This is a genomic window from Pseudomonas sp. 05N432, assembly GCF_056396945.1.
Genome location: NZ_JBFTMM010000022.1, coordinates 196,577 through 221,338, shown reverse-complemented (window position 1 = coordinate 221,338; position 24,762 = coordinate 196,577). Strand labels below are relative to the sequence as shown.

Sequence of the window (24,762 nt, the reverse complement as noted above, 5' to 3'; positions counted from 1 at the left end):
CCTTCAAGAGCCTCAGCTCGCCCGGTGGCGGTGGCTACAACGAACTGCGCATCGAAGACAAGAAAGGCCAGGAACAGATCTTCCTGCACGCCCAACGCGACTGGGACGAAAACATCGAGCACGACCAGAAGATCCGCGTCGGCAACGAACGCCACGACACCGTCGAGGCCAACAGCTACAGCGAGTTCAAGGCCGAAGAACACCACACCGTCTACGCCGACCGAAAAGTCGAAACCCGCGCCAACGACCACCTGACTGTCGGCGTGAACCAGCACATCAAAATCGGCACCAGCCAGTTCATCGAAGCCGGCCAGGAAATCCACCTGAGCAGCGGCCTGAAAGTGGTGCTCGAAGCCGGCAGCGAACTGACCCTCAAGGGCGGCGGCAGCTTCATCAAGATCGACGCCGGCGGCGTGACCCTCAGCGGTCCGGCGATCAACATGAACTCCGGCGGCAGTCCGGGCAGCGGAACCGCAGYGGCGCCGTTGATGCCCGGCATCCTCAAGCAGGCCGACGCCGACAAGGCCGGTGCCGTGCTGACCCCGGCGCAGATCAACACCCTCAAACGCAACGCGCCGTTCTGTGAAGAGTGCGAAAAGTGCAAGGCAGGTGCCTGTGCCATCTGATCGCCTGACACCCCAAAACTGGCTCGCCAACCGCCCGCTGCAAACCGGCGAGCGCCTGTACCTGATCATCAGCAACGCCAGCGATGCGGCGCCGCTCAACGCGTTTTACCAGCAAGAAGCGACCACCGAACTGATCCCGATCTGGGGCGGCACACCTTATGCCGACTGGCAGCCGGTGATGCCCTACCTCGCCGAGCTGAAACCCCGCTCGGCGTTCCTTGAGTGGATTGCCGAAACCGACGCCGAAGACTGGGGCTGGCTGGCGGTGTCCAGCAGCTCGCCGGACGTCGTGTTCGAACACCTGCGCAGCCTGACCCAAGTGCACATGCCGGACGGGACTGAAGTGTTTTTTCGGTTTTGGGATGGGCGGCATATCTACCCGATTCTTGAAGGCCTCGGCGCTGGGGCTGGTGAAATTCTGCCGGTGTTCGAGCGCTACTTGATCAATGGCCAAAGCCTGGAAGTCGGCGCACGCGGCGTACCGCCGGCCAAGGCGTGGCCGTGGTGGGAGGTGCCGCAGACGTTGCTGGATCGCCTCGCGACCGAAGACCCGTCGACTCTGATCGACAACCTGATGCAATGGCTGAGCGAGGAACGCCCAGACATCTACGCCGCTTATCCCGAGAGCAACCTGAGGCTCAAAGTCGCCCATTTCGTGCGCCGCCCCGATGCTCCGAAACCCCTTAATGAAGCACTGCTAAACCACCTGATTCTGGAGCAAGGCTGATGGATCGCGTTGCCTTTGTTGATGACCAACTGACCACCTTCAAGGACAGTTTGAGCCTTTACCGTGAACTGACCGAAAGCAGTTTTGCCCAGTGGCTGGACAAAGGTCCTCAGTTCTTCGATAAACCAGCCTTTTTCGGCATGAACCGGACCGTCAAGCTCGGCAGTGCAAGCACGACCGTCAGCACCAACGATAGCGACTTCTCATCCACGGTTGCCGTGTGCCCAAAAGACGGCCGGCTGCTGATTGAGAGCAAATTCGTATCGCTGTACGACATCCCGGTGGGCAACATCACCGTCGATATCACACCGCAGGCCGGTGGTGCTTCCAGTCCTGTCACGCTGGATGAGCAAGGCAAAGGTGTCTACAAGGGAATACCCGGAAAAAAATACTACGTCCGCGTCCAGAGCCAGGTCACCAAGGCCCAGATCAGCGACCTATTTGACTCCTATGACGGCCTGACCCAGCAGCTGCAAACCTGGCTGGATGGCGAATGGAAAACCTATAAGCCATTGTGGCCGACCCAGACCCTGTCCACCACTTACCTCGCTTACCTTAATGGCATTGCCTTGGGTAGCTGGGACGCCGTCAAAGGCGCGTTTGATGGCATAAAACGCGTATTCGAGATATTGAAGGACCCTGCAAAATTCGCAGGTGAGCTGGGTCAGAGTGCTACCGATCTGATCAAACTGGCCAAAGAAACACCGGCTGCCATGGAAAAAGTTATGCTCCTGGCCAGTGACCAGGCTGCCCTTTTTCTGCTGCTGAAAACGGCGGCCATCTGGCTCCTGGAGCTGCCACCGAGCCTGATTGCTGGCAAATTCTCCGAGCAGATGTCCAACATTGTGGTATCGATCCTCATCGATATCGTGTTGGCCGTGGTGCTGACATTTGCCGCCGAAGGGTCCGGTATTGCCTACCTGGGCGTTCGCCTGGCGAACTACGGCGCTAAAATTCTCGAAGCCGTCACCGGGTTCATCAAGGCCGTCTTCAAAATCCTGAAAGCCTTCATGGAATCCATTGATAAATACAAGAAGGTCGCTACCCGCGCAGCCGCTGGCGCCTTTGAAAAAGGCAAAGTGAAAATTGGCTGGGGCCGACAAGATCACGCAAAAATGCGCGAGCATGAACACGTCGACGACCATTCCAAACAGTCAAAAAACCCCGACGAACAAAGCGCTACCTGCGCGAAGAAAACCTGCACCAACGGCTGCCCGGTCTCGATGGTCACCGGTGAAGAACTGCTGACCCTGACCGATGGCCAGCTCAACGGCCTGATGCCCTTCGAGTGGACTCGCCTCTACCGCACCAGCGCCGCAGAAATCGATTGCGGCCTCGGTTATGGCTGGAGCCACGCGCTGGCACAGCGGGTCGATATCGCGGACGACGAGGTGGTCTGGACCGACCATGAAAACCGCGTCACGACGTTCCCACTCCCGAGCGTGCAACGTCCGGCCATTACCAACAGCCTGTCGGAAGCGGCGATTTTCCTCGGTGACGATCCATCGGAACTGATCCTCACCCAGGCCGGTGAACGCGTTCAGTTCTTCCACTTCCGCTACAACAGCAAGGGCGCAACGCTGATCGCCATCAGCGACAATTACGGTAACCGCCTGCACATCACCCGCGATATTCACGGACGCATCAAACGCGTCGACAACGGAGCCGGTCGCGCCCTGCTCGTGCGTTACGACCGCAAGCACATTATCGCCGTCGACTATCAGCAGTTCCGCCCGGCGGACAACCTGGAAGAGGCCTGGAGCACGGTCCAGACGCTGGTCACTTATGGCTACGACGCGCAGTGGCGGCTGATCGAGGCGAAGAACGCTGCCGGCGAAGCCGAGCGCTATGCCTACAACGATCAGAACGTGATTCTTGAGCGGCAACTGGCCGGTGGCGCGAGCTTCTTCTGGGAATGGGAAAAGGAAGGCAAGTCGGCGCGCTGCATCCATCACTGGGCGAGCTTCTCGCAGATGGACGCGCACTACGTCTGGGATGACAAGGGCAGCGTCACCGTTACCAACGCGGACGGCAGCGAAGAGGTCTACACCCACGACGATCAGGCACGGTTGGTCAGCAAGGTCGACCCGGATGGTGCCGAACACCTCAAGGCCTATGACGACAAGGGGCGTTTGATCGCGGAAAAAGACCCGTTGGGGGCGGTGACTGAGTACCACTACAACGAAGCCGGCCGCATGACCGCCGTCGTTCCGCCAGAAGACGAACCGACCTCCTACGAGTACAGCAACGGTTTCGTCAGTGAAGTCCAGCGCGGCGATTCGGTCTGGCAGTACCAACGCAACAACCAGGGCGACATTACCCAGCAGATCGATCCAGATAGCAACGCAACGTCCTACAGCTACGACCGCCAAGGCCGTCTACTGGAAATCCGTCACCCGGACGGCAGCCGCCATCAACTGGGCTGGAACAACCTCGGTCAACTGCTCGAAGAACGCCTGCCGGACGGTGGCCAGCGCAAATACCGCTACGACGCCCTCGGCCGGCAGACTGTGCGTCAGGACGAAAGCGGCGCCATCACCCAATACCAATGGGACAACGCCAACCGCCTCGCGCAAATCACCCTGCCCGGCGGCGCCACCCGCGCTTTCAGCTACAACCCTTATGGCCGGGTCACCGCCGAACGCGATGAACTGGGCCGCGTCACCCGCTACGAATACGCCGATGGTTTGCATTTGGTCAGCCGCCGCATCAACCCGGACGGCAGCCAACTGCGTTATCGCTACGACAACTCGCGGCTGTTGCTCAGCGAGATCGAAAACGAACGCGGCGAGCACTACCACCTTGATTACTACCCGAATGGCCTGATCCAGCAGGAAACTGGCTTCGACGGGCGTCGTACGGCCTACGAGTACGACCTCAACGGCCAGTTGCTGAAGAAAACCGAATTCGGCGATGACGGCAGCGAACTGGTCACCGAATACCAACGCGACGCCGCTGGCCGACTGCTGGTGAAAACTCTCGCCGACGGTGAAGAAATTCACTACAGCTACGACGCCTTGGGTCGCCTGGTGAACGTTGACGACGGTCACTGGCCGCTCGCCTACGAATACGACCTGCAAGACCGCCTGATCACCGAACACCAGGGCTGGGGCACCCTGCGATACGAGTACGATACGCTCGGCCAGTTGAGCCATTGCCGCCTCCCCGACGGCAGCAAGCTCGACTACCGCCACCAAACCGGCGGCCGCCTGAGCAGCATCGACCTCAACGGTTCGCGCCTGACCACGCACCAGTTCAGCGCTGGCCGCGAACAGCAGCGCCAGCAAGGCCTGCTGCTCAGCCAATACCAATACGACGAACAAGGCCGGTTGCAGGCGCACAGCGTCAGCCAACAAGATCGCAATCTGTTCCAGCGCCGCTACGCCTACGACGCCAACGGCAACCTCGCCGGCATCGATGACAGCCGCAAAGGCAATCGCAGCTACCACTACGACCCGCTCGACCGCCTGATCAACGTGCGCGGCAGCACCCCGGAAAGCTTCGCCCACGACCCGGCCGGCAACCTGCTGGGCCAGGGCGACCGGCCCGCCGCCAACCTGGCCAACGTCAAAGGCAACCGCCTGCTGATGCAGGGCGACCGCCATTACGACTACGACGCCTACGGCAACCTGACCCGCGAACGTCGCGGCACCGGGCAAAAACTCGTCACCGAATACCGCTACGACTGCCAACACCGCCTGATCGGCGTCAGCCTGCCCGGCGGCAGTACCGCCACCTACAAGTACGACGCCTTCGGCCGCCGTATTGCCAAAACTGTCGACGGCCACACCACCGAGTTCCTCTGGCAAGGCGAACGGCTGATCGCCGAAAGCGCCAACAACCGCTACCGCAGCTACATTTACGAACCCGGCACCTTCCGCCCGCTGGCCATGCTCAACGGCGAAGGCCCGCTCAAGGCCGAACCGTTCTACTACCAACTCGACCACCTCGGCACCCCGCAGGAACTCACCGACTACAGCGGCGAAATCATGTGGTCCGCCAAGTACCGCGCCTACGGCAACCTGGCCACACTGGACGTCGCCGAAATCGACAACCCGCTGCGTTTCCAGGGTCAGTATTTTGATGCTGAGACGGGCTTACACTACAACCGTCATCGCTACTACAATCCGAGCACTGGACGGTTTTTGACGCCGGATCCGATCAAGCTTGCGGGTGGGTTGAACAACTACAAATACGTACACAACCCAACAGGATGGGTGGATCCGCTGGGTTTGGATGAGTGTCCTGGTGGGCCGAATTGCACTCCGGGAACAGTCGAGAACCCTGCGCCTAATGCGACAGTAAATGAGGGTGAACCGGGCCTTCCTGTAGTAAGCGGAAGCTACAAAGAGCTAACCGACGCGAAGGCAAAAGATGCACACCACATCATCCAAGATGCGGCCGTACGTGACTTACCTGGGTATGACCGAAAAGCAGCTCCTGCGGTGCAACTTCCGGGACCTTCTACACAGAAAGGCACTCCCCATTACGAGGCAACCCAAGCTCAGCGCCGTGCTGGCGGAGGTAACTATAGACTTGAACGTAAGATTGGTTACAGAGCCTTGCGCAAAGCCGGAATTAAGAAAGATGATGCAAAAACCTTGATCAGAAATGCTGACGAGCACTTCAAGGCTATTGATGTTCAGTCGGAGACTCCGACTCGCATACCAGGGAACAGACGAAAATGACGATTGACAAGAATCTCGAGCTAGAAATAATTGATCTGATTGAGGCACTAGTTAATGGCGACTTCGATAAAATCTCTGCCAAAAACTGGTATGGCAGACTCAACAAACCGGATATTGAGGCAAGAATTTCCGAGTACGGTAATACATTGGTATTACCTCCAGCCTCTTTCGTAGAAAAGATAGATACTTATGAATACAAGGACGGCTCTGGCTTAGCGCTCGACGTTCCACTGTGGACAGAGGAAGAGGGAATGAGCGACCTGACTCTTTCCCTTGAGTTGATATATGAAGAAGCCAAAGCAAAGCTTCAAATGACTGACCTTCATGTTCTATGAAAACCTGTAGCACATTTTTTCGAAAGCGGGGAGGCATCCAAAACACGGTGAATATCTTGAGACCCTGTAAAAGAGATCACAGAACGAGCGAGAATACGGTGAATGCACAACCTGAGCAGACACAAGTTCTTTCACACTACTTATTCAGCGACATTGTGCCCAGTCGTAGCCACTTTGAGATTTATGACATAGATGAGTATGTGTCCGGCAAAGTCATCTAGTTCCCTCCGCTAAGACTAGACATGGTACCCACTTAATTTGCACACCATGTCTAGACCTTTAAGCGGATCGTCCATGCAGTTGATGCGCCGTTCCTATTCAAAATCTTTCAGAACCCAAATCATATAAGAGTGCTCCCTGCCTGGCGCCTCGAGTGCCAACATTGCCCTGAGTCACAGCCTTAACGCTAGCCTCGTTCATAAATGGATTTGAGCGCAGTAAAAAGGTGACAGATCTATTTTCAGGTGGCAGTGCCAAACACCTGCTAGGTGGCCTTGCTTGAGACGGGCGTGGCAATAAAGCCCACTATTCGTACGGGCCATGTTCAAGCCCCGCCACAACGGCCGCTAGTGCACGGAAAACGAGACAACAAACATCGGTATCGACTACGTGACCGGATACCTAGTTTTGAGATTTTACGCTTACTTACTGACTACTTATCGGTTACCTGAATGATTATTCGCTTGCTACTTCTTCATTTACTTAAACGAGTAGTTAGAGTAGCGCTAATAGCAATACCTTTTCTCAAAAGCGATAGTCGGCTAAACCCCTCAAACCATTGATTATATTAGAAATTATCAAAACGACCGCAAACATACCCGCGAAGAATTTGCCTTACAAACAAGCCACCAAGTCAACCAAGAGTACTTAGCGCCTTAATTTTTGAAGGTTTTCGATACAAGTTATTCTCACTTAGAAAACTTCCGCCTTTTTCAGCCCTCCTTTCTTATATAAATAAATAACAATAAATAATATATATAAGAATGAGTAGCTAAAAGTAGCGGGAAAGGTTCTGCCCTGCGGGAGCAACTGAGCATTTCCTGTCGGTTCCTTTCAAGCAGCCGTAAACCTTCGGCCAGCTTTTCAGCCGGCCACGGTTTCGTTCGTGCTTCAGTCCTGCTGCTAGAGTTTCGTCACGCTCATCACTTACCTTCAAGGACAAGGAGCATCTACCCCTTCTGCACTGTGGACTTGGGCGCAGCCACACACCGTTGCTATTTTTCTGATCGGCATGCCCAGATTGAGGCACAGTTCGGCGTCAATCGGGTGGCCTTTGAACCTACCTTCGGCCCTCTTGATCCAGCCCGACAGTTGGAACTGACCCCCGCCCTGGACACTCAAACCGAGGAGATGCGTGGTACCTTCACTCTACTGGTCGTAGCAGAAGGAGGCCTGCTCTCAGCATCGTCAGGGAAAGAGACCATACACCCCTGAGGCTGTTAGCTGCGTGGTGGGTGCCTGATGGCCGGGGGCAATGGCACAGGTAAAGATGTCGACCCCGCCAAGGTATTTGCCAAACCGGGGGAAGAGTTCCCAACAATGAAGGGGAGCGCTCGCGCGCAGCCAAGCCGCGCCGACTGATGCCCGCAAGTTGGGGGAGGTTGAGGACGGGCGGCTTTTCCCGTCCTATGATTGACGCGGCCTACTGTTCGCCCTGGACGGCCGCATCCATGGCGCGTTTGGCCCGCGAGACCGTGGCTTTCGAGCAGCCGCAAACGGAAGCCGTCCCGCGCAGGGTCATGCCTTTTTCAAGGCAGGCCGCTACTCGGGCGTGCAGTTCCTTGTCGATCGGGCGACCTTTGTACTTGCCCAAACTGCGTGCCTTTTCCACACCTTCGCGGGTTCGGCGTACTCTGTTGTCATAGTCCTTGCGGGAGACCGCATCAAGTAATTCAAACAACAGCCTGTTGATCATCGCTTGCGGGCGGCCTGGGCAGCGTCCGTTTATGTAGGGCAAAGTCGCGGGCACATCAAGGGCGACGATGTACAGTTCTTTGAACTCAACCGCCACGCGTAATCGACGCCAATCCGTATCGCTCAACTGACCCAGACGGCAAACGCTCTCACAGATCAGCACGTCGCCGGCATTGGCCTCGGTCAGAAGACGGAACAACTCCGGGCGATCAAGCGGGGAACCAGCCTCCTTCTCGATATAACTCGCGGTGATTGATTGGCCGTGCTCTTCGACGAACGCGGTCAGCGCAGACGCGCTACGTTCAACGTCGTTCGCGCCAAGATACGCACGCACAGAGAATAGGATTGGGGTAGACATAAGACCTCCTGAATATAGGGGGCATTTGTATTTATCCGGCGAATACATTGCCCTCATAGCCCAGCGCGAGGCACACGACTTATATGTGTATCGCGCCGGAATGGGTGGTGTGTTCAAGGGAGTTTGCATGCGCCAAGTTGCCAGTATCTGAGCCCGAAGCTCGGGCACTGGCCAGTTCGCGGTAGACCGTTGCTTGCCCGACACCGAGTTGTTTGGCAATCGCCACCTTAGTTGTGCCTGCATCGGCCAGGCGCAAAATTGCAGCGCGCTTTTCATCTGGAATCGGCTTGCGCCCCTTGTACTTGCCTTCTTTCTTAGCCTTTGCAATCCCTTCGCGCTGGCGCTCCAACATCATCTCCCGCTCAAACTGGGCGATCCCCCCCAGCACGGTCAAAATCAATTTGCCAGTGGGTGTGCGAGTATCCAGCCCGAGATTAAGAATTTGGACTTCAACGTGCTTTTTCTCTAGCCGAGCGAAAATTTGCAGCAGGTCGGAAATTGATCGCGCCAGTCGGTCAAGCTTAGTGACCACAAAGGAATCCCCTTCGCGTACAAACTCAATTGCGGCATTTAGCTGATTGCGCTGTGCGACTGACGAAACTTGCTCTTGAAATACCTTTTCGCATCCGCACCGTGCTAATTCACGCAACTGGGCCTCAAATCCGGCTTCTTGCTCCACAGTCGATGTTCGGGCATAGCCAATAATCATGGTTTTCTCCCATATACATTCAAGACCCTGCGATAGCAGGTCTATCACAATCAAAACACCACTTCAGTGATGGGCCTTCATCGGGGTTCCAACTTTCCCGCAAGGGCCGGCTCTATTTGGAGATTGCATAGCGCTTATTGTCACACTGGTGGACTCTCGCCAATGCTTAGACAATCAACTCGCCCAGGCTGGCGCATTCCTTTGCGGCCGTTTTCGCCAGCAACCGCGCCTCGATGGACGCAACACACGAACGGGTCGTATTTGCCACTATTCGAACGCGGCGTTGTTTATTTTTTCGTGGACGGACCAATTAAAGCAGTCTTTTCTTGGACAATCCGGACTGCTGTCTCAGGCACTAATAAGAACGATTCACCATTGTGGTGTCGAGCTCTTTTCTAAGGATGCACCTTCACCTCGACATAACTGGCACATAACACAAAACCCAATCACATAGATATGTAAGCACAGCCAATAACAGCAAGAAATACATATTGCGCTACAAACTATATCATTTAGCAATACATTAAAATACCAACCTCAAAATATGATATATAACCAATTTAACGTTCCACCAGACACCCCACCCACGACTTTTTTCTATTATTTTTTTTAGCCTGATAGTACAGACCCACTCACCACCCTTAACTAATCCAAGTTCCCTATGGTACTCAGTACAAGTTTCAAAAAAATTTTCACTCAAAACGAAAAAAATATACCCATCACCATCAGTACCAAAAAGCACATAGCTTTCTCGATAAAAATCAATAGATTATAAAAACAAAACACCACCATACCACTCTGCAGCACACTAAAAACCAGCACACCGATGATGTGACACCCCATCCAAGAAGTGGCTACCTTTACGCAGCTACGTGAAATTATCGACTATTCTAAAAGAGTGTTAACTAACACACCAAACAGTAATAAATTGGGGGACACCAATATGACTACTCATAAGAAAATCACTACCAAACCCAGCTGGGATGCTAATGGCATGGTGATTAAAGCAATAAAACCCGGCTGCCTAGCCTTCGAGAATTTGACACAAGATCCTGCAACGCGGGGCACCCAATGTCAGGAATCTACCCTGATCTACGACTCCTTGGCATTGCGTTACAACAAGGCCGAACCGGGCGATCTGCTAATGGTAGAGCTGCCGAACAAGCCGAGTACCAGCAACTTACGCAAAACCTTCGAAAATCGCGATATGAAGGAAGGCGACTACCGCTTGTTCCGTCCGATGCGCGACGAACGCGGCAAACCCTTCCCAAAAAACATGCGTCCTTTGGTTTTGCAGCGCATCACCGACAAAATGATGCGGACGATACAGCCTTACCAGGCCATGGCTGCGAGGATGGCCGAAGAAGCCGAAGAACGAGGGGCCTCCTACAACTTCGCGCAAGATGAAAAACCAGCAAAACCGGGGTCTGCAGAGGAGATTTCGGCAGAAAATCAAGACCTGGTTAATACTTGAGAACGTAAGGATTGATTGCGGGTGACCGTCCCAACTGAGAGGACGGCACTCAAGTTTGATGCTCGGTTTGTCCGGCAATTTTGCCTCTCACTACGGTACTAGAGACGGAGCCCCTTGGTTTTCAAGGGTGCGACCAGGAAACCAAAATGACAAAAAATCCTCCCAGAACTACCGGGGAAAGGATGACTGCTGACGAACGCTTGGCGTTCATCCGCCGCATCGCCAAAACCCACTGCTTGTCCCACCAAGACCTCACAAAATACACCGGATATCTGCTTGACACCGTGTCTGGCTGGTTTACCTCATGCGACTCTCTCCGCCACCGACATGTCTCTGCCCGGGCAGTCGACCGTCTGCTGCTGGAACTGACCTTGGACCATGTCAAAAGCGGCAAGTCGGCGGGGGGACATTAGCATGTACTATTACTACCAACGCTCAGAACATGACGCCTGGTTTCTGCTTTCCTGCCAGGGTGAAGAAGATCCAGTGGCGCTGGCCAAGGCGCAAGGCGCGAAGAAGCTGACCATCCTTGCGCTGAACCAGATGATCAGCGACGGCACCGACGCGGAGATCCCGCGCAACCGCGACAAGGTCGGATACCGGGGGCCCCTGTACTTCGACATCGACTGCAAGGACGACCTTGACCAGGCCATCAGCAGCGGCCAGGAACTGGTCGGCAAGCTGGCCCGTATGGGCGTGCCCAAGGACTGTATTGCGATTTACCTGTCGGGCAGCAAAGGCCTGCACATTCTGGTCAATGAGACGTTGTTCACGGGCAAACGCTTCGTCCTGCGCCTGCCGGAAATCTACAAGGAACTGGCCCGCGACTTGTACGTGCGGGGCCTCGACTACTCGGTCTACAGCAGCGGTCGGGGCAACAGTTTCCGCATCGTCAACCTGCAGCGCCATGACGGCAACTACCGGGTGCCGGTGACGCCGGATGAACTGGCTGAACTGACCGTTGACCGCTACCGCGAGTGGGTAAAGGCACCGCGCACCGTCGAGGTCGAAGACCCGCAAGGACGGGTGGTGCATGAGCTGAAGGCCATGTTTGAAGAGGCCAAGAAACGCGTTAACGCCAAGCCCAAGCACGTGATCATCGCGTCATCAGCGGACATGGAAGCGATCCGCGAGCCGGTGCCGGCGTGTATTCAGATGCTCTGCGACAGCGACTCGCTGAAGCCGGATGCGTCGTATAACCATGCCGCGACCCAGCTAGCCACCTACATCGTGCGCGCCGGAGTGTCGCAGAGCGTAGCCGAAAGCCTCGCCGCGCGGTTGGCCGACAGCGCCAAGAGCAGCACATACAACACACCGAAGTTGCGCCGTGATCACATCGAAGCGCAGATCCACTACGTTGAGCACACGCCGACGTTCAGCTTTGGCTGCAACCCAATCCGCACCTTGCTCAGCAAGCGCCCCTGTGAGGGCTGCCCGATCGAGGCCGGGATCAATCGGGACGGAGACCCCGACGCTGGCTTGAGCGCGGTGGCCGAGTCGGACGGGTACTACATCCGACAGGGGGACGGGAAGCGGCGGATCAGCAACTTCATCCTGCAGCCGCTCGACGTGTTCATCAACGTGCCGCAGGACGGCACCAGTCCACGCCGCGTTGGCACCCGCATGAACGTGATGAAGGGCGGAGAAGTGGTAGGCAAGATCAATTTTAAAGAGCCGGCCTTTTCCGGTCGCTCAGCCTTTCTGAAAGAGTTCGAGGGCATCACTGACCTGACGTTTCAGGGCAGTGACCTCGACATTCAGAAGATCAAACTTGCTGTTTTTAAGGAGGGTCAAGACGTGGGCGAAATCTTCCAGGTCTACACCGCCGGGGTCCATCTGGACTTTGTCGACAACAGCCCCGTCTTCACCTACGTCGAACCGGATATGTCGGTCAACTCGGTGAAGGTGCGCGGCACCCACCAGTTCCTCGGCAACCTGCTGGCCCGCCCGTACTTTGCGCACTGCACCATGGCCGAACGCGGCGACGAATCGGTGGACAATGCGCTGAGCCGGCTGCTCAAGATCAATCAGAAACCTGAGGTTGGGCAGATGATCGGCTGGAGCGTGGCCGCACACTTCAAGACCCACTTCATGCACCTGCACAGCCAGTTCCCGATTCTCTGCCTGTGGGGCGCCGCCGGCTCCGGCAAGTCCAAAAGTGCCGGCCTCATTACCTGGCTGAACGGTACCGACTACATGCAGAAGGACGCTGGGGTCAGCGCTCCGTCGACCTCGCGCTACGCCATGCTCGAATACCTGTCCAGCACCACGACAATTCCGCGCATCGTCGAAGAGTTCAACAAGTCCAAGATGACTAACCAGGCCTACAAGGACGTGGGCGAGCGGATCAAACAGGCGTGGAACGGCGAGGCAACTCTTAAAGGCCGGCTGTGCCAGGGCAACCTTGGCCGCACCAACGCCGAGGCGATCGCCATTCCGATGTCGTCACCGCTGATCGTAATTTCGGAACAAGAGATTGAGGTGCCGGCAATTCAAGAGCGCAGCATTCGGGTTCACCTGACCAAGAAAAAGCTCGGCCAGTGCCGTGAGCAATTTTTCTATGCCAGCAACCACCGCGAAGACATCCGCCGCTTGGGCAAGGCGCTCTTGGCCAAGGCGTTGATTACCCCGCCCGAAGCCATCGACGCCCTGATGGAAAAGGCCTCCGCGCTACTGCCAGCAGACATGGATGACCGCCCGCGCTTTTCGAAGCAGGTGGTCCTGGTCGGCCTATGGCTGCTGCAGGAAGTCTGCGAAGAGCTGCACCTGTTCAAAGCCCTGAAGACGTTAGACCCAGTTATCAAGGCGGTAATTGAGCGGTTTACCGGCAACAGCGACGGCTATGTGCAGAGTGAGATTGATCTGGTGATGCAAAAAATCGCGGTCATCGTGGCGATCTCCCGCAGTACAGAAGATGCCGGCGCCCGCAATGCGTACCTGGTTGAGGGCATACACTACACAGTGACCCCCGAGTACCTGGTACTCGACCCGGTCCTCTCTCATGCCAGTTACACACGGTATTGCAACGTGGACGAACGCAGCACCCCGGTGATCAGCAGCGGCGCACAGTTCGTCAAGCTGATCAACGAAGAACCCTATTTTGTGAAGTACGCGCCACATGCCGGGATAGGCAGTGGTCGAAACATGCTGTTCCTGTCGCTGCAAGAGTTGCAGAACAAGGACATCGACATCAGCCTGCTCGGCTGGGGGAGGTAACCATGCAGGGTCCAACTTTAGCTGGTTACCTACAGCGAGCCGGCATCGAGCGTTACCCGACGCTCGTACAGTTTGTGCAACTGGACAAGAATCTGTTTAAGTCCAAAGTACAAAAACTCAGCCTCTGCCTGCATAACCAGTGGTACAGACTGCCCCATGAACCGGGCAGTTGGAAATCAATACCTGCGGTGGGGGCCACCCTGCATTACATCTGCATGGGCAACCTTAATTTGCTTTGCGTCACCAGCAAAGAGTGGAATGAAGCTAGCAGTGAGGGCGGCGAGCACACCCAGCACAACTTGATGCAGAAAGTCTTTGCTCTTGACGACGAACTGGCCATAGCCGGAAAGTCGATGACAGGTGCGATATGAATACGGCCTTCCTACTAATGGCCCAGTACAACGGCCAGGCAATCATCCCGCTTGAGCGCGTCTGCGCTGACTACTTCAGCCATCTGACGCCGGAGAAAATGAAGTTCAAGGTCGCCGCAGGCCAGATAGACTTAACACTGGTGCCAATGGAGAGCAGCCAGAAGTCAGCGCGAGGCGTCCACCTGTCTGACCTAGCCGATTACCTCGACGCTCAGCACACCAAGGCCAAGGCTGAGCACGAAAAACTGATGGGCAGAGGTATGCACCGAGCGTCCTAACGCGACATGGCCCCAATCACGGGGCCAGTTACAACTCTCTCCAACCACGGCCAATCCTTGTACGGGTCGTCATTCCCCCGCAAGTGCGTATAGCGTCGCATCGAGTTCCAATCTCGGTGGCCCGACACGCTGGCCACTTTCGGAATATCCCACCCCATTTCAAACAGCCGACTTACACCATCGTGGCGCAGATCATGAAAATGCAAGTCCTCGATTTCGAGGAAATGACAAGCCCGGGTAAATGAAGCCGATATAGATCTGGCATTGTATGGAAACACCTCGTCGGCGACCTTCGGCATGGACTTCAATATCTTCCAGGCCTCGTCCGGAACATGGCACCAAACGTCATTGCCATATTTCTGCCCGGGGTTTTTCATGTCGGTGATCAACACCGACTGACGAGCCTCGTCCATGGCGTCCCAGCGAATGCGGGTGATCTCTTCCTGTCGGCGCGTGGAGAACAGTGCGAAAGCAGTCACCCTAACCATGTCGATCTCTTGCTTACGACGTGCGCGCATATCGACAAAATAGGTCAGGATATTGTCGAGTTCTTCCAGTGTAGGCCTGCGGCCTCGCTCCTTGCTCTTGGATACGGCGCCCATCTTGCGCAACACGCGGCGTGCGTCCGGCATGGCCATAGGATCGATATCATATCCCCAAGCGGGTCGGGCAATAGATAGCACCGCGCCAAAGTGCGCCAGGTCGTTACCCACAGTCTGCGGTTGAATGCCGTCGCTCTGCATCCGGTCATTGGCGTACTCGACCAGCTTCTGGCTGGTGATGTCCTTGTCTTCAAGCTTGCCCAGCCAGGTTTCGCCGATAGCCTTGAGGGTGGCGCGCTTAGTCTTGCCCAATGGCCGGAGCTTTTCGTATTCCTCGAGGTAGCGCTCGATCATTTCCTTGACCGTCACGCCCTTGCGGTTGGCCTTGGCAATCGCACCAGGTTCGGCCATCGCAGTTTCGCGCCGCTTGATCCAGGCCTGAGCCGTGGCCTTACGGTCGAACGTCTGGCTTTCCTGATAAACTGTCACACCCTTTTGCATGATGCGGATCTGCGCGGTGTACGCTGCAGAGCCATCCTTGCGCTTGCGAACGGTGATTGATCCCATGGATTTTGCTACACGACTGGTTTGAGTTGCTACATTGTAGCAACGACCATCCTAAAATAAGCAAAAACCGTTGCAAACAGTGGCAAATGAGAAGTAGAGAAATGCTGACTAAACCCGCAGAAAACCTAGAAATTCCAGTGCATTCGGTATCCAGGAGGTTTTCTGTTGCACCCATGATGGATTGGACCGATCGCCATTGCCGTTTCTTCCTGCGCCTGCTCTCCAAGCACGCTCTGCTCTACACAGAAATGGTCACCACCGGCGCGCTGCTCAACGGCGATCACGAGCGCTTCCTCCGCCACAACGAAGCCGAGCACCCGCTGGCCTTGCAGTTAGGCGGCAGCGTCCCAGCCGACCTGGCCGCGTGCGCGCGCATGGCGCAGGAGCACGGTTACGACGAGGTGAACCTCAATGTCGGCTGTCCGAGTGATCGGGTGCAGAACAATATGATTGGTGCGTGCCTGATGGCACATCCGGTGTTGGTGGCGGAGTGTGTGAAGGCGATGCGCGATGCGGTGTCGATTCCGGTGACGGTGAAGCATCGGATCGGGATCAATGGGCGGGATAGTTACGCTGAGCTGTGTGATTTCGTCGGGACGGTTCGGGATGCTGGGTGCACGAGTTTTACGGTGCATGCGCGGATCGCGATTCTGGAGGGGTTGTCGCCGAAGGAAAATCGGGACATTCCACCGTTGCGCTATGACGTGGCGGCGCAGCTGAAGACGGATTTTCCGGAGCTGGAGATTATTCTCAACGGCGGGATCAAGACGCTGGAGGCCTGTCACGAGCATTTGCAGACCTTTGACGGGGTGATGCTGGGCCGTGAGGCGTATCACAATCCTTATGTGATGGCTGAGGTGGACCAGCAATTGTTCGGCAGCACGGCGCCGGTGATTTCGCGGGCAGAGGCGCTGGCACAGTTGCGGCCTTATATCGCTGCGCACCTGGATGCGGGCGGTTCGATGCACCATATCACTCGGCACGTGCTGGGCTTGGGCACCGGTTTTCCGGGGGCGCGCAAGTTTCGGCAGTTGTTGTCGGTGGATATTCACAAGGCTAAAGAGCCTTTGGCGTTGCTGGATCAGGCGGCGGAGTTGCTGGAGGGGCGCTGACAGGCAGGTTTTTCTATCTCGCCGGTTGAAGCAGCTCTTCCTTGTTGTGCAGGCGCAAAGCGTGGATCATTGCGCCGCATCGGAGTCTCGCTAGCACCAGCGGGCTGGCAGGTAACCAAGAAGTGTTGCCTGCTTGTGAAATTACGCCGATGTACTGTCGACAGGACGTCCTTCTCGTTATGCCCGTGTTCAATCCTGCTGTTTTCAAGCGCTGCACCCTCCTGGCCCTCCTCTCTGCAACCTCTGCCACTGCTTACGCCCACTGCGATGGCCTGTGTGTCGGTAACACAGATAGCCCGTTGCAAGTCACCGTACTCAGCGGTTTTACCCTCGCCAGCATACTGCTCTCGCCTTTCACTGCCAGCCAGGAGTCGACCGAGAATCGCAAGCTCGTCTACTCCGCACAAGAGCAAGAAGCGGCGCAGCTCTACCTCGCCAGCGACGGCACGCTCGAAGTGGTCTATTTCACCTCAGCCTTGAGTCGCTTCAGACAGGAAATACCTGACGCAGAACTGAACGATCTCGCCGTGGCTGCGCTGATCAGTAGTCAGTAGTCATTACTTCAATAACCACTGTCCGTCACTTCCTTTGAACCTGTAAGCCATTTCAGCATCGTATTTAACGGATAGCGCCAGGCCTTTCAAACGCCTGTTCTCAGGTTGTTGCCGCCCAGGCCGTTGTTACGCATTTGCGCCCTTGAGTGGCTGTCAGCGCTCGGGTAATGTCAACAGACCCACAGGATAGAGCACACTCATGACTTCCAAGCTGGAACAACTCAAACAATTCACCACCGTAGTGGCCGATACTGGCGACTTCGAGGCAATCGCTCGCGTTAAACCGGTGGATGCCACCACCAACCCTTCTCTGCTGCTTAAAGCGGCGGCCATTCCTGCTTACGCCAATTTGCTGAACGCTTGCGTCAGCGACTGCAAAGGCGACGTAGGCTTGGCCAGCGACCGTTTTGGGGTCGCGGTCGGGCAAGAGATTCTGAAAGTGATTCCGGGGCGTATTTCCACTGAAGTGGATGCGCGCCTGTCGTTCGACACTGACGCCGTATTGAAGCGTGCGCACCGTCTGATCGAGCTGTACGAAAAGGCCGGCATTGGCCGCGACCGTGTGCTGATCAAGATCGCCTCCACCTGGGAAGGCATCCGCGCCGCCGAGAAGCTGGAACGCGAAGGCATTCAGACCAACCTGACGCTGCTGTTCTCTTTCGCCCAGGCGGTTGCCTGTGCCGAGGCCGGGGTGTTCCTGATTTCGCCGTTCGTGGGCCGTATCTACGACTGGTACAAGAAGGCCAACGGCAACGACTACACCGGCGCCGATGATCCGGGTGTGCAGTCGGTGACGCGCATCTACAACTACTACAAGGCCAATGACTACAAGACTGTGGTCATGGGTGCGAGCTTCCGTAACCTCAACCAGATCGAGCAACTGGCCGGCTGTGATCGCCTGACCATCAGCCCGGACCTGATCGAGAAACTGGCGGCCGACACCGGTAAGCTGGAACGCAAGCTGGCGCCAGGCCATGCCGGCGAAGCACGTCAGAGCCTGACTGAAGCGCAGTTCCGCTGGGCGTCGAACGAGGACGCCATGGCCACCGAGAAACTGGCTGAAGGCATTCGTCAGTTCGCTCGTGACCAGGAAAAGCTTGAGGCGTTGCTGCAAGCCAAGCTGTGATTTGATTCCGGCAAGCGCAAAAAGGGCGAACCTTCACAGGTTCGCCCTTTTTTGTGCGGCTGGCCGCGGGAATTGTATGAGCTTCGCGCCAGAACAATGGGTTGCAGTCTGGCCCCATCGCGAGCAGGCTCGCTCCCACAGGGGTAGCGTGATCTACACAAAACTAGTGTGGGAGCGAGCCTGCTCGCGATGAGGCCAGTGAAGAAGGCACAGATTCAGCGGATCAGTGACGCTCCAGGGCGTTCACCAAGTCATGGAATGCTTCGCGGTTGGAGTCGTTCAGGCCCATGAGGATCTTGTGCGCTTCCAGCACCTTGATCCGCACCACTTCTTCGGACTGATCCTGGTCAGGCAGGTCGGTCAGGCATTCCGGGCATGGAATCGGGCGGTCAACGATGTTGAACACCTGCTCGAAGCCCATGGACTCCAACAGCCGCGTGATGTCTTCGTGGGTGGTGACGACGGTCGGCAGCAGGCCGATCTTTTGCCGCGACATGATCGACAGCTTGGCCAGCAGGCCCAGGGTGGTGCTGTCGATGCTGCGGGTTTCGGTCAGATCGATCACGATCGCGTTGAAATTCAACGCGCTGAAGATCCGCTCAATAGTCGCATCCAACGCCGAACACAGGGTCAGGCGAACTTCACCGACGAACTTCAGGACGAAGGTGCCGTCCTGCTCGGCGAACTGGATTCTACCGGTACTCATTAAAGATTCCTGCTCAACACCAACAGGGCGATATCATCCGGCATCTCCCCTAGCGTGGCCAATCCAAAAACCTGCCGCAAGCCATCCAGGCTGCCGCCCGCCGTTCTTACCCGTTCAGGTAAGGCAGCCTCTTTCTCTTTGAGTGTAGGTTCTGGCAAAAGGTCCAGAATGCCATCAGACATCAGCGTCAGGCTGAACGTCGGTGGCAGCTCGATAACGTGGTCTTCGTAGGTGGCTTCATTGAACAAGCCCACCGGCAGGCCGCGCCCTTCGAGATAACCCACACTGTCTGGCGTGTACAACACTGGCAACGGCAGGTGTCCGCCGATGCTATAGGTCAACAAACCCGTCTCCTCGTCGATGACTCCACCGACCATCGTGACATGTTTGCCCAGCTTACAGCTGATCAGCCCTCGGTTGATATGACCAAGGACTTCTGAAGGAGTGAATTCCGGCAATGTGCCGTTGCGCTTGGATTCGAACAGCAAGCGCGTGGTCATGAATTTCAGCAGCACGGTCACGAATGCCGATGAAGCGCCATGGCCTGAAACGTCTGCCAGGTAGAAGGCTACCCGGCGCTCGTCGACCCGAAAGTAGTCAACAAAGTCGCCCGACAGGTACAGAGACGGGATGATCTGGTGCGCGAACTTGAACTCGTCAATCGCCCAGGGACTGACCGGCAGCATGTTCATTTGCACCTGGCGCCCGGCGTTCTGGTCTTCCTGCAACAGGTTCAGGCTGGCTTCGAGCTCGCGGTTGGCGGTTTCGAGTTTTACCCGATAACGCTGGTTTTCCAGCAGCAGGCGCGCACGATCCAGGGCCCGGCGCACGGAGTGCTCGAGTACGGCCAGATCTTCCAGCGGCTTGATCAGGTAGTCCGCGGCGCCCAGGCGCAAGGCCTCGACGGCGTCGTTCATCACGCCGGCACCCGAGACCACGATCACCGGCGTTTGCGGCGAAAGGTCAGTGATTTGACGAATGAGTTCGAGCCCGCCCATCTGCGGCATGCGCAGATCGCAGATCACCAGGTCGGGTTGGTTTTTCTTGAATACCTGAAGCCCCTGCTGGCCATTACTGGCCTGAAGGACGCTGAACCCACTGTCTTCCAAATAGGCCGCGAGACTCGCGCGTACTACTTCGTCGTCATCGATTATCAGCAGCGTGGCACTGGTTTTTTGCATGTGGGCAAACGGCGCCAGAATTAGGTTGGCGTAGCTGGCAGGGCATTCGGCCCGGCACACACTACTGGATTCGCTTTCTAGCCTCTCTGTCGCACCGCTTTCGAGCATTTGCCCTACAAGCGTGTTCATCAGAGGTGCCCTTCTAAGGCGCAGACGGTACTCCCATCCGCGAGGCGTTTCAAGCTCACGCCGATGGTCACCTGGCGTCTTTACATCGCAAATCACCGGGAGTTATAAGAACAGCCAAAACCGCAACACAAAGGAAGGATCGAGCCCATGAACCAAAGCGATCGTGACTACAGTGAAAAGCGCGACTACATCCGCATGCGGGTCGATGCGGATATCACATTGATTCACGCCGGCGATTTGATTCCAGCCATCTGTATCGACCTTTCCAGCAGCGGTATGCAGGTTCAGGCTGCCCGTTCGTTCCAGGTGGGCGACACGCTGAACGTACGCATCGATTCCGAGCACGCAGCGCTCAAGGGCCTGGAAGCCGAGACCGAAGTGGTCTGGGTGACTCAACAGGACGCTGGTGGCCAGAAACTTGGGCTTACAATCCTGAAAATGAATTGAGCACGAACATAAACAAAGAAGGCGGCCAAATGGCCGCCTTCTTGTTGTTGCGCGGGTGACGATTTAAAAATCGTCTTCCACCTTGCCGTCTTTGACCTTGAACTCGCGGTTCTGCAGGTATGCGTTGCGAATGAAGATGTATTTGTCGCCGGTGATCAGCTTCTCGCTCGACAACAGGCTGGCACGGGTGTCGATCACACTCATACCAAGCGCCATGTTGCGCGCCGGAATGTCATTCATGTAGCGGTAGGGTTTGGCGTAGGTATCGACGTATATGGACGGTGCATCACGCACCGTGCTCGGGCCGAAAAACGGCAGCATTACGTAAGGACCGCTAGGCACGCCCCAATGGCCAAGGGTCTGGCCAAAGTCTTCGTCGTTGCGTTGCAGGCCCATTTTAGTGCCCACATCGAAGAACCCGGCCAGGCCGATGGTGGTGTTCATCAGCACGCGAGCCGTATCGACGCCAGCGGCGCGCGGCTTGGCCTGCAGGATGTCGTTGGCCAGGTTGCCGACGTCACCGATGTTGCGGAACATGTTGTGAATGCCGTCCGAGAGAAACGTCGGCGTAATGAACTGATAGCCCTGAGCAATCGGCTTCAAGGCGTAGGTGTCCAGTACATCGTTGAACTTGTAGATCGGACGGTTGATGCTTTCCCAAGGGTCATCTTCCGACGCCGCCTGGGCAGCGAACGGAACCAGCAACACACTGGCACACATACATAGTCGAGCTAGACGATTGCTCCAGCGCATAGCAAAAAACTCCTTGGACCGTACTGGCGCGGGCCTCAATACCCGGGCGATAAGCGCGCTAGTATAAGGTGGATAAGTATTTTTAGGCAGTCACCCGTGAAACACCCTACGGCGAACCGGCCCTGGTGCGGCTGATTCATCCCGATGTCACTCAACTGTCATGGGGCATCCCTAATCTCCGGAATTATTTCAGGGACGTTGAAATGCCTCATGCTCAAGCCCTTCCCCACACCACTCCCAACCCGACCGCTGTGCTTTTCGGTCTCAGCGGCTGTCTGGTGGATTTCGGCGCCCGCAGCCGTCAGAGCGATCACGACAGCGCTGAACGAGCGCACCCGACACCGGGCGCCCTGGAAGCGCTGAACCGCCTGCAACTTCAAGGTATTCCGTGTGCCTGGCTCGACGAGTTGCCGCACGCGCAAAGCCTCGCGCTGGCCACCTCTCTGCCGGACTGGATCACCGCCAGCCCGCACACGCTGAACAGGGGGCAATGGCCGTCCCCCGATGCGTGCTGGCAAGCCTTGATGGCGCTGAACATCGATCGCCTGGACGGTTGCGTGCTGGTCAGCGGCGAACCGCGCTTGCTGCAATCAGGCCTCAATGCCGGGCTCTGGACCATCGGCCTGGCGTCCTGTGGCTCGCTCTGCGGGATGACGCCCAGCGAGTGGCAAGCCTTGAATCAGCAGGAGCGCGAGCTCAAGCGCGGCAAGGCGACCGTGCAGCTGTTCGGCCTTGGCGTGCACTCGGTGATCGATCATCTGGGTGAACTCGACACCTGCCTGTCAGACATCGGCCTGCGCCGACGCAAGGGTGAAAAGCCCTGATTGGCCCTTCTTGATCAAGATCATGCACTTCGCTCGCCAGTGGATTAATCTAAAGGCCAGATGCAGACCTTTGGCCCATCGCTGCGGTCTATGCCAGTGCCTATCGATAAAAGGAAGAACGCCATGCCTGCCCGCGAACTGCAAGAACAGCTCAACGCCCTGCGCGAGCAACTGGAGCAGAACCCCCCACTCACGCTGGAAGAGCGTGAACACCTGCAAGAACTGATGCAGAAGATTGAGGCGCAGATCAAACTCGAAACCGCGACGCAGGACAGCAGCCTGGCGGACGGCGTCAACCTTGCCGTGGAGCGTTTTGAAGTGGACCACCCGGCGCTGGCCACCGTGTTGCGCAACATCGTGCAGACCCTGGGCAACATCGGAATCTGACCCTGCGAATGCAAAAAAGCCCCGCTAGCGATAGCGGGGCTTTTTCATTTGTGCGATCTGCAATGCAATCCCTGTGGGAGCGGGCTTGCTCGCGAAGGGGCCATCACATTCAGCATCAATGTTGAATGTAACTCCGCCTTCGCGAGCAAGCCCGCTCCCACATTAGATCTTCATTGACGGACCAGGCGGTGGTTCGGCAGTTGCACTTCTTCAGTGCTGCGATACGGGTTGATATCCAGCCCGCCGCGACGCACGTAACGCGCATACACGGTCAGTTTTTCCGGTTTCAGCAAGCGCTGCAGGTCGAGGAAGATCCGTTCTACGCACTGCTCATGGAAGTCCGAGTGCTGGCGGAAGCTCACCAGATAGGCCAGCAGGCTGGCGTGATCCAGCGCCGCGCCACGGTACTCGACCGCGACACTGCCCCAGTCCGGCTGGCTGGTGACCGGGCAATTGGATTTGAGCAGGTGGCTGTGCACGCTTTCTTCAACGATGCGCGAATCATCGCAACGCAGCAGTTCCGGGCGCGGATGCTCGTAGTTGCTGACGCTGATGTCCAGATCATCGATGCACACGCCCGGCAGCGCTACAACGCCTTCGGCCTCGACCTCGCTCAAACTGCGAATACGCACACCCACCGGTTTGCCCGCGGCCGCCGACAAATCGCTCACCAGCGTGGCTTCAAGGCTTTGGGTATCGGCGAACGGCGTCTGGTTCAGCGAGTTAAGGTACAACTTGAACGATTTGGACTCGATGATGTTCGGCGAGTCCGCCGGGATACTGAATTCGCCAATGGCCACCACCGGCTTGCCCGATGGCAGCAGCCAGGACAGTTCGAAGCAGTTCCAGAAATCCACGCCCTTGTACGGCAGGGTTTGCGCCGTCAGGCCCAGCTCGGCCCATTTCGCGGTGCGCGGGATCGGGAACAGCAAGGACGGCGTGTACGTGGCGATGTATTCGCTGGATTTGCCCAGCGGCGAATGTTCGGCTGCGGGATGCATGACGGAAACCTGACTAAAGAATCAGCGGATTCTACCAGCCTTTGCTCCCGCCTTTGAGTGCTTACTGACTGACAGTCAATTTGCCGACCATGCCCGCCTGATAGTGGCCGGGAATATTGCAGGCGAACTCCAGGTTGCTGGCTTTCTTGAAGGTCCAGGTCAATTCGGCGGTTTTGCCCGGTTCAATCAGCACGCTGTTCGGATCGTCGTGCTTCATGCTTGCGCCGTGATCCATGCCTGGCATCGAGTTGTGACCCATGCCCGCCATCGAACCGTGGTCCATGGGAGCGCTTTTCATCATGGTCGGGGTGAGCATGCCGCCCTGTTGCATTTTCAGCATTTCCTGTTGATGCGCAGCATGCATCGCCGCGTCACCCAGGTTGAACTCGTGCAGTAACTGGCCTTTATTGATCAGTACAAAGCGCACCGTCTCACCGGCTTTGATGTCCAGCGTCTTGGGTGTGAACGACATGTCGCTCATCACGATTTCGACGCTGCGCGTAGCCTTCGCCGCCGGGGCCGGTGTGCCGAAGTCGTAGGTCTGTGCTGGCGACGCCCACACGGGAAAGCTCAACGCCAACAAGCAGCCGGCAAGTACCAATCGATGACGCAAAAACATGATCTCACTCCAACAAGAGAAGGTTCAGCCTATGGGAAACTCTACTGTTGCGCCGCTGCCAGCCAGCTGACAGCCAGATTACAACTTTGTAAGGTTGCACTGCATGACAGCCTGCCAC

At 56.7% G+C, this 24,762-nt stretch carries 22 protein-coding genes; 14 read left to right on the top strand and 8 right to left on the bottom strand.

Annotated features, from left to right (window positions below):
* The 4 genes from AC1DHT_RS25575 to AC1DHT_RS25560 form a co-directional block, all read left to right on the top strand.
* A partial coding sequence (locus AC1DHT_RS25575; RefSeq protein WP_477761518.1) for a bacteriophage T4 gp5 trimerisation domain-containing protein occupies positions 1–626 on the top strand: 626 nt, incomplete at its 5' end.
* On the top strand, positions 616–1,353 hold the full coding sequence (locus tag AC1DHT_RS25570) for a DUF4123 domain-containing protein (protein ID WP_477761517.1): 738 nt from the start codon (positions 616–618) through the stop codon (positions 1,351–1,353). The genes AC1DHT_RS25575 and AC1DHT_RS25570, both read left to right, overlap by 11 nt.
* Positions 1,353–6,041 carry an RHS repeat-associated core domain-containing protein gene (locus tag AC1DHT_RS25565; RefSeq protein WP_477761516.1) on the top strand — a complete coding sequence of 1,563 codons (4,689 nt, stop codon included), beginning with the start codon at positions 1,353–1,355 and terminating at the stop codon, positions 6,039–6,041. Before AC1DHT_RS25570 ends, AC1DHT_RS25565 begins: the two co-directional genes overlap by 1 nt.
* Positions 6,038–6,376 carry a DUF7668 domain-containing protein gene (locus tag AC1DHT_RS25560; RefSeq protein ID WP_477761515.1) on the top strand — a complete coding sequence of 113 codons (339 nt, stop codon included), beginning with the start codon at positions 6,038–6,040 and terminating at the stop codon, positions 6,374–6,376. The genes AC1DHT_RS25565 and AC1DHT_RS25560 overlap by 4 nt, the downstream gene beginning before the upstream one ends.
* 1,642 nt (positions 6,377–8,018) lie before the next feature.
* Here the strand turns inward: AC1DHT_RS25560 and AC1DHT_RS25555 are convergent.
* Positions 8,019–8,648, bottom strand: coding sequence for a recombinase family protein (locus AC1DHT_RS25555; RefSeq protein ID WP_477761514.1), 630 nt, complete (start codon positions 8,646–8,648; stop codon positions 8,019–8,021).
* A gap of 79 nt (positions 8,649–8,727) precedes the next feature.
* Positions 8,728–9,357 (bottom strand): recombinase family protein, encoded by a 630-nt coding sequence (locus tag AC1DHT_RS25550; RefSeq protein ID WP_477761513.1) that lies wholly within the window; start codon positions 9,355–9,357, stop codon positions 8,728–8,730.
* A gap of 943 nt (positions 9,358–10,300) precedes the next feature.
* On the opposite strand from AC1DHT_RS25550, the gene AC1DHT_RS25545 reads away from it, so the two are divergent.
* The 4 genes from AC1DHT_RS25545 to AC1DHT_RS25530 all read left to right on the top strand — a co-directional run bounded on the left by AC1DHT_RS25545 (position 10,301) and on the right by AC1DHT_RS25530 (position 14,696).
* Positions 10,301–10,831, top strand: a complete 531-nt coding sequence (locus AC1DHT_RS25545; protein WP_477761512.1) for a hypothetical protein — start codon at positions 10,301–10,303, stop codon at positions 10,829–10,831.
* 414 nt (positions 10,832–11,245) lie between these two features.
* Complete coding sequence (locus tag AC1DHT_RS25540; protein WP_477761511.1) at positions 11,246–14,047, top strand: hypothetical protein; 2,802 nt, start codon at positions 11,246–11,248, stop codon at positions 14,045–14,047.
* A 2-nt stretch (positions 14,048–14,049) separates the two neighbouring features.
* Positions 14,050–14,418, top strand: a complete 369-nt coding sequence (locus AC1DHT_RS25535; protein WP_477761510.1) for a hypothetical protein — start codon at positions 14,050–14,052, stop codon at positions 14,416–14,418.
* Positions 14,415–14,696, top strand: coding sequence for a pyocin activator PrtN family protein (locus AC1DHT_RS25530; RefSeq protein WP_477761509.1), 282 nt, complete (start codon positions 14,415–14,417; stop codon positions 14,694–14,696). Before AC1DHT_RS25535 ends, AC1DHT_RS25530 begins: the two co-directional genes overlap by 4 nt.
* Here AC1DHT_RS25530 and AC1DHT_RS25525 read toward each other — a convergent pair.
* A complete protein-coding gene (locus tag AC1DHT_RS25525; RefSeq protein ID WP_477761508.1) occupies positions 14,693–15,805 on the bottom strand; it encodes a tyrosine-type recombinase/integrase in 1,113 nt (370 codons plus the stop codon). The two genes, AC1DHT_RS25530 and AC1DHT_RS25525, sit on opposite strands and share 4 nt — an antisense overlap.
* 101 nt (positions 15,806–15,906) lie before the next feature.
* On the opposite strand from AC1DHT_RS25525, the gene dusA reads away from it, so the two are divergent.
* The 3 genes from dusA to tal all read left to right on the top strand — a co-directional run bounded on the left by dusA (position 15,907) and on the right by tal (position 18,597).
* Positions 15,907–16,917, top strand: a complete 1,011-nt coding sequence (gene dusA / locus AC1DHT_RS25520) for a tRNA dihydrouridine(20/20a) synthase DusA (RefSeq protein WP_477761507.1) — start codon at positions 15,907–15,909, stop codon at positions 16,915–16,917.
* Between the two features lie 179 nt (positions 16,918–17,096).
* On the top strand, positions 17,097–17,471 hold the full coding sequence (locus AC1DHT_RS25515) for a DUF2388 domain-containing protein (protein ID WP_427544195.1): 375 nt from the start codon (positions 17,097–17,099) through the stop codon (positions 17,469–17,471).
* Between the two features lie 199 nt (positions 17,472–17,670).
* The gene (tal, locus tag AC1DHT_RS25510) at positions 17,671–18,597 is read left to right on the top strand and encodes a transaldolase (RefSeq protein WP_427530925.1); all 927 of its coding nucleotides are present in this window, start codon (positions 17,671–17,673) and stop codon (positions 18,595–18,597) included.
* A 223-nt stretch (positions 18,598–18,820) separates the two neighbouring features.
* Here tal and rssC read toward each other — a convergent pair whose 3' ends face one another.
* Entirely contained in the window at positions 18,821–19,303 is a 483-nt protein-coding gene (gene rssC / locus AC1DHT_RS25505) for an anti-sigma factor antagonist RssC (RefSeq protein ID WP_427530924.1), read from the bottom strand.
* The gene (gene rssB / locus AC1DHT_RS25500; protein WP_427544220.1) at positions 19,303–20,484 is read right to left on the bottom strand and encodes a two-component system response regulator RssB; all 1,182 of its coding nucleotides are present in this window, start codon (positions 20,482–20,484) and stop codon (positions 19,303–19,305) included. The genes rssC and rssB overlap by 1 nt, the downstream gene beginning before the upstream one ends.
* Before the next feature lie 276 nt (positions 20,485–20,760).
* Between rssB and AC1DHT_RS25495 the strand changes: the two genes are divergently transcribed.
* Positions 20,761–21,060, top strand: a complete 300-nt coding sequence (locus AC1DHT_RS25495) for a PilZ domain-containing protein (protein ID WP_427544198.1) — start codon at positions 20,761–20,763, stop codon at positions 21,058–21,060.
* Positions 21,061–21,123: 63 nt separating this feature from the next.
* On the opposite strand, the gene AC1DHT_RS25490 is transcribed toward AC1DHT_RS25495, so the two are convergent.
* On the bottom strand, positions 21,124–21,813 hold the full coding sequence (locus AC1DHT_RS25490) for an MlaA family lipoprotein (RefSeq protein ID WP_054593161.1): 690 nt from the start codon (positions 21,811–21,813) through the stop codon (positions 21,124–21,126).
* A gap of 203 nt (positions 21,814–22,016) precedes the next feature.
* Between AC1DHT_RS25490 and AC1DHT_RS25485 the strand changes: the two genes are divergently transcribed.
* Entirely contained in the window at positions 22,017–22,637 is a 621-nt protein-coding gene (locus AC1DHT_RS25485; RefSeq protein ID WP_427544201.1) for an HAD superfamily inactivated hydrolase PcrP, read from the top strand.
* Positions 22,638–22,760: 123 nt separating this feature from the next.
* On the top strand, positions 22,761–23,024 hold the full coding sequence (locus tag AC1DHT_RS25480; protein ID WP_054593163.1) for a DUF4404 family protein: 264 nt from the start codon (positions 22,761–22,763) through the stop codon (positions 23,022–23,024).
* A gap of 170 nt (positions 23,025–23,194) precedes the next feature.
* On the opposite strand, the gene queF is transcribed toward AC1DHT_RS25480, so the two are convergent.
* Positions 23,195–24,025, bottom strand: a complete 831-nt coding sequence (queF, locus tag AC1DHT_RS25475; protein ID WP_427530914.1) for an NADPH-dependent 7-cyano-7-deazaguanine reductase QueF — start codon at positions 24,023–24,025, stop codon at positions 23,195–23,197.
* Positions 24,026–24,086: 61 nt separating this feature from the next.
* Complete coding sequence (gene copI / locus AC1DHT_RS25470) at positions 24,087–24,644, bottom strand: copper-resistant cuproprotein CopI (protein ID WP_442114658.1); 558 nt, start codon at positions 24,642–24,644, stop codon at positions 24,087–24,089.
* Positions 24,645–24,762 lie beyond the last annotated feature (118 nt).

Bases quoted from the DNA above. Each gene is read 5' to 3' on its own strand.
- AC1DHT_RS25565 (WP_477761516.1), top strand. From the start codon at position 1,353: ATGGATCGCGTTGCCTTTGTTGATGACCAACTGACCACCTTCAAGGAC.
- AC1DHT_RS25560 (WP_477761515.1), top strand. From the start codon at position 6,038: ATGACGATTGACAAGAATCTCGAGCTAGAAATAATTGATCTGATTGAG.
- AC1DHT_RS25555 (WP_477761514.1), bottom strand. From the start codon at position 8,648: ATGTCTACCCCAATCCTATTCTCTGTGCGTGCGTATCTTGGCGCGAAC.
- AC1DHT_RS25550 (WP_477761513.1), bottom strand. From the start codon at position 9,357: ATGATTATTGGCTATGCCCGAACATCGACTGTGGAGCAAGAAGCCGGA.
- AC1DHT_RS25545 (WP_477761512.1), top strand. From the start codon at position 10,301: ATGACTACTCATAAGAAAATCACTACCAAACCCAGCTGGGATGCTAAT.
- AC1DHT_RS25540 (WP_477761511.1), top strand. From the start codon at position 11,246: ATGTACTATTACTACCAACGCTCAGAACATGACGCCTGGTTTCTGCTT.
- AC1DHT_RS25535 (WP_477761510.1), top strand. From the start codon at position 14,050: ATGCAGGGTCCAACTTTAGCTGGTTACCTACAGCGAGCCGGCATCGAG.
- AC1DHT_RS25530 (WP_477761509.1), top strand. From the start codon at position 14,415: ATGAATACGGCCTTCCTACTAATGGCCCAGTACAACGGCCAGGCAATC.
- AC1DHT_RS25525 (WP_477761508.1), bottom strand. From the start codon at position 15,805: ATGGGATCAATCACCGTTCGCAAGCGCAAGGATGGCTCTGCAGCGTAC.
- dusA (WP_477761507.1), top strand. From the start codon at position 15,907: ATGCTGACTAAACCCGCAGAAAACCTAGAAATTCCAGTGCATTCGGTA.
- AC1DHT_RS25515 (WP_427544195.1), top strand. From the start codon at position 17,097: ATGCCCGTGTTCAATCCTGCTGTTTTCAAGCGCTGCACCCTCCTGGCC.
- tal (WP_427530925.1), top strand. From the start codon at position 17,671: ATGACTTCCAAGCTGGAACAACTCAAACAATTCACCACCGTAGTGGCC.
- rssC (WP_427530924.1), bottom strand. From the start codon at position 19,303: ATGAGTACCGGTAGAATCCAGTTCGCCGAGCAGGACGGCACCTTCGTC.
- rssB (WP_427544220.1), bottom strand. From the start codon at position 20,484: ATGCAAAAAACCAGTGCCACGCTGCTGATAATCGATGACGACGAAGTA.
- AC1DHT_RS25495 (WP_427544198.1), top strand. From the start codon at position 20,761: ATGAACCAAAGCGATCGTGACTACAGTGAAAAGCGCGACTACATCCGC.
- AC1DHT_RS25490 (WP_054593161.1), bottom strand. From the start codon at position 21,813: ATGCGCTGGAGCAATCGTCTAGCTCGACTATGTATGTGTGCCAGTGTG.
- AC1DHT_RS25485 (WP_427544201.1), top strand. From the start codon at position 22,017: ATGCCTCATGCTCAAGCCCTTCCCCACACCACTCCCAACCCGACCGCT.
- AC1DHT_RS25480 (WP_054593163.1), top strand. From the start codon at position 22,761: ATGCCTGCCCGCGAACTGCAAGAACAGCTCAACGCCCTGCGCGAGCAA.
- queF (WP_427530914.1), bottom strand. From the start codon at position 24,025: ATGCATCCCGCAGCCGAACATTCGCCGCTGGGCAAATCCAGCGAATAC.
- copI (WP_442114658.1), bottom strand. From the start codon at position 24,644: ATGTTTTTGCGTCATCGATTGGTACTTGCCGGCTGCTTGTTGGCGTTG.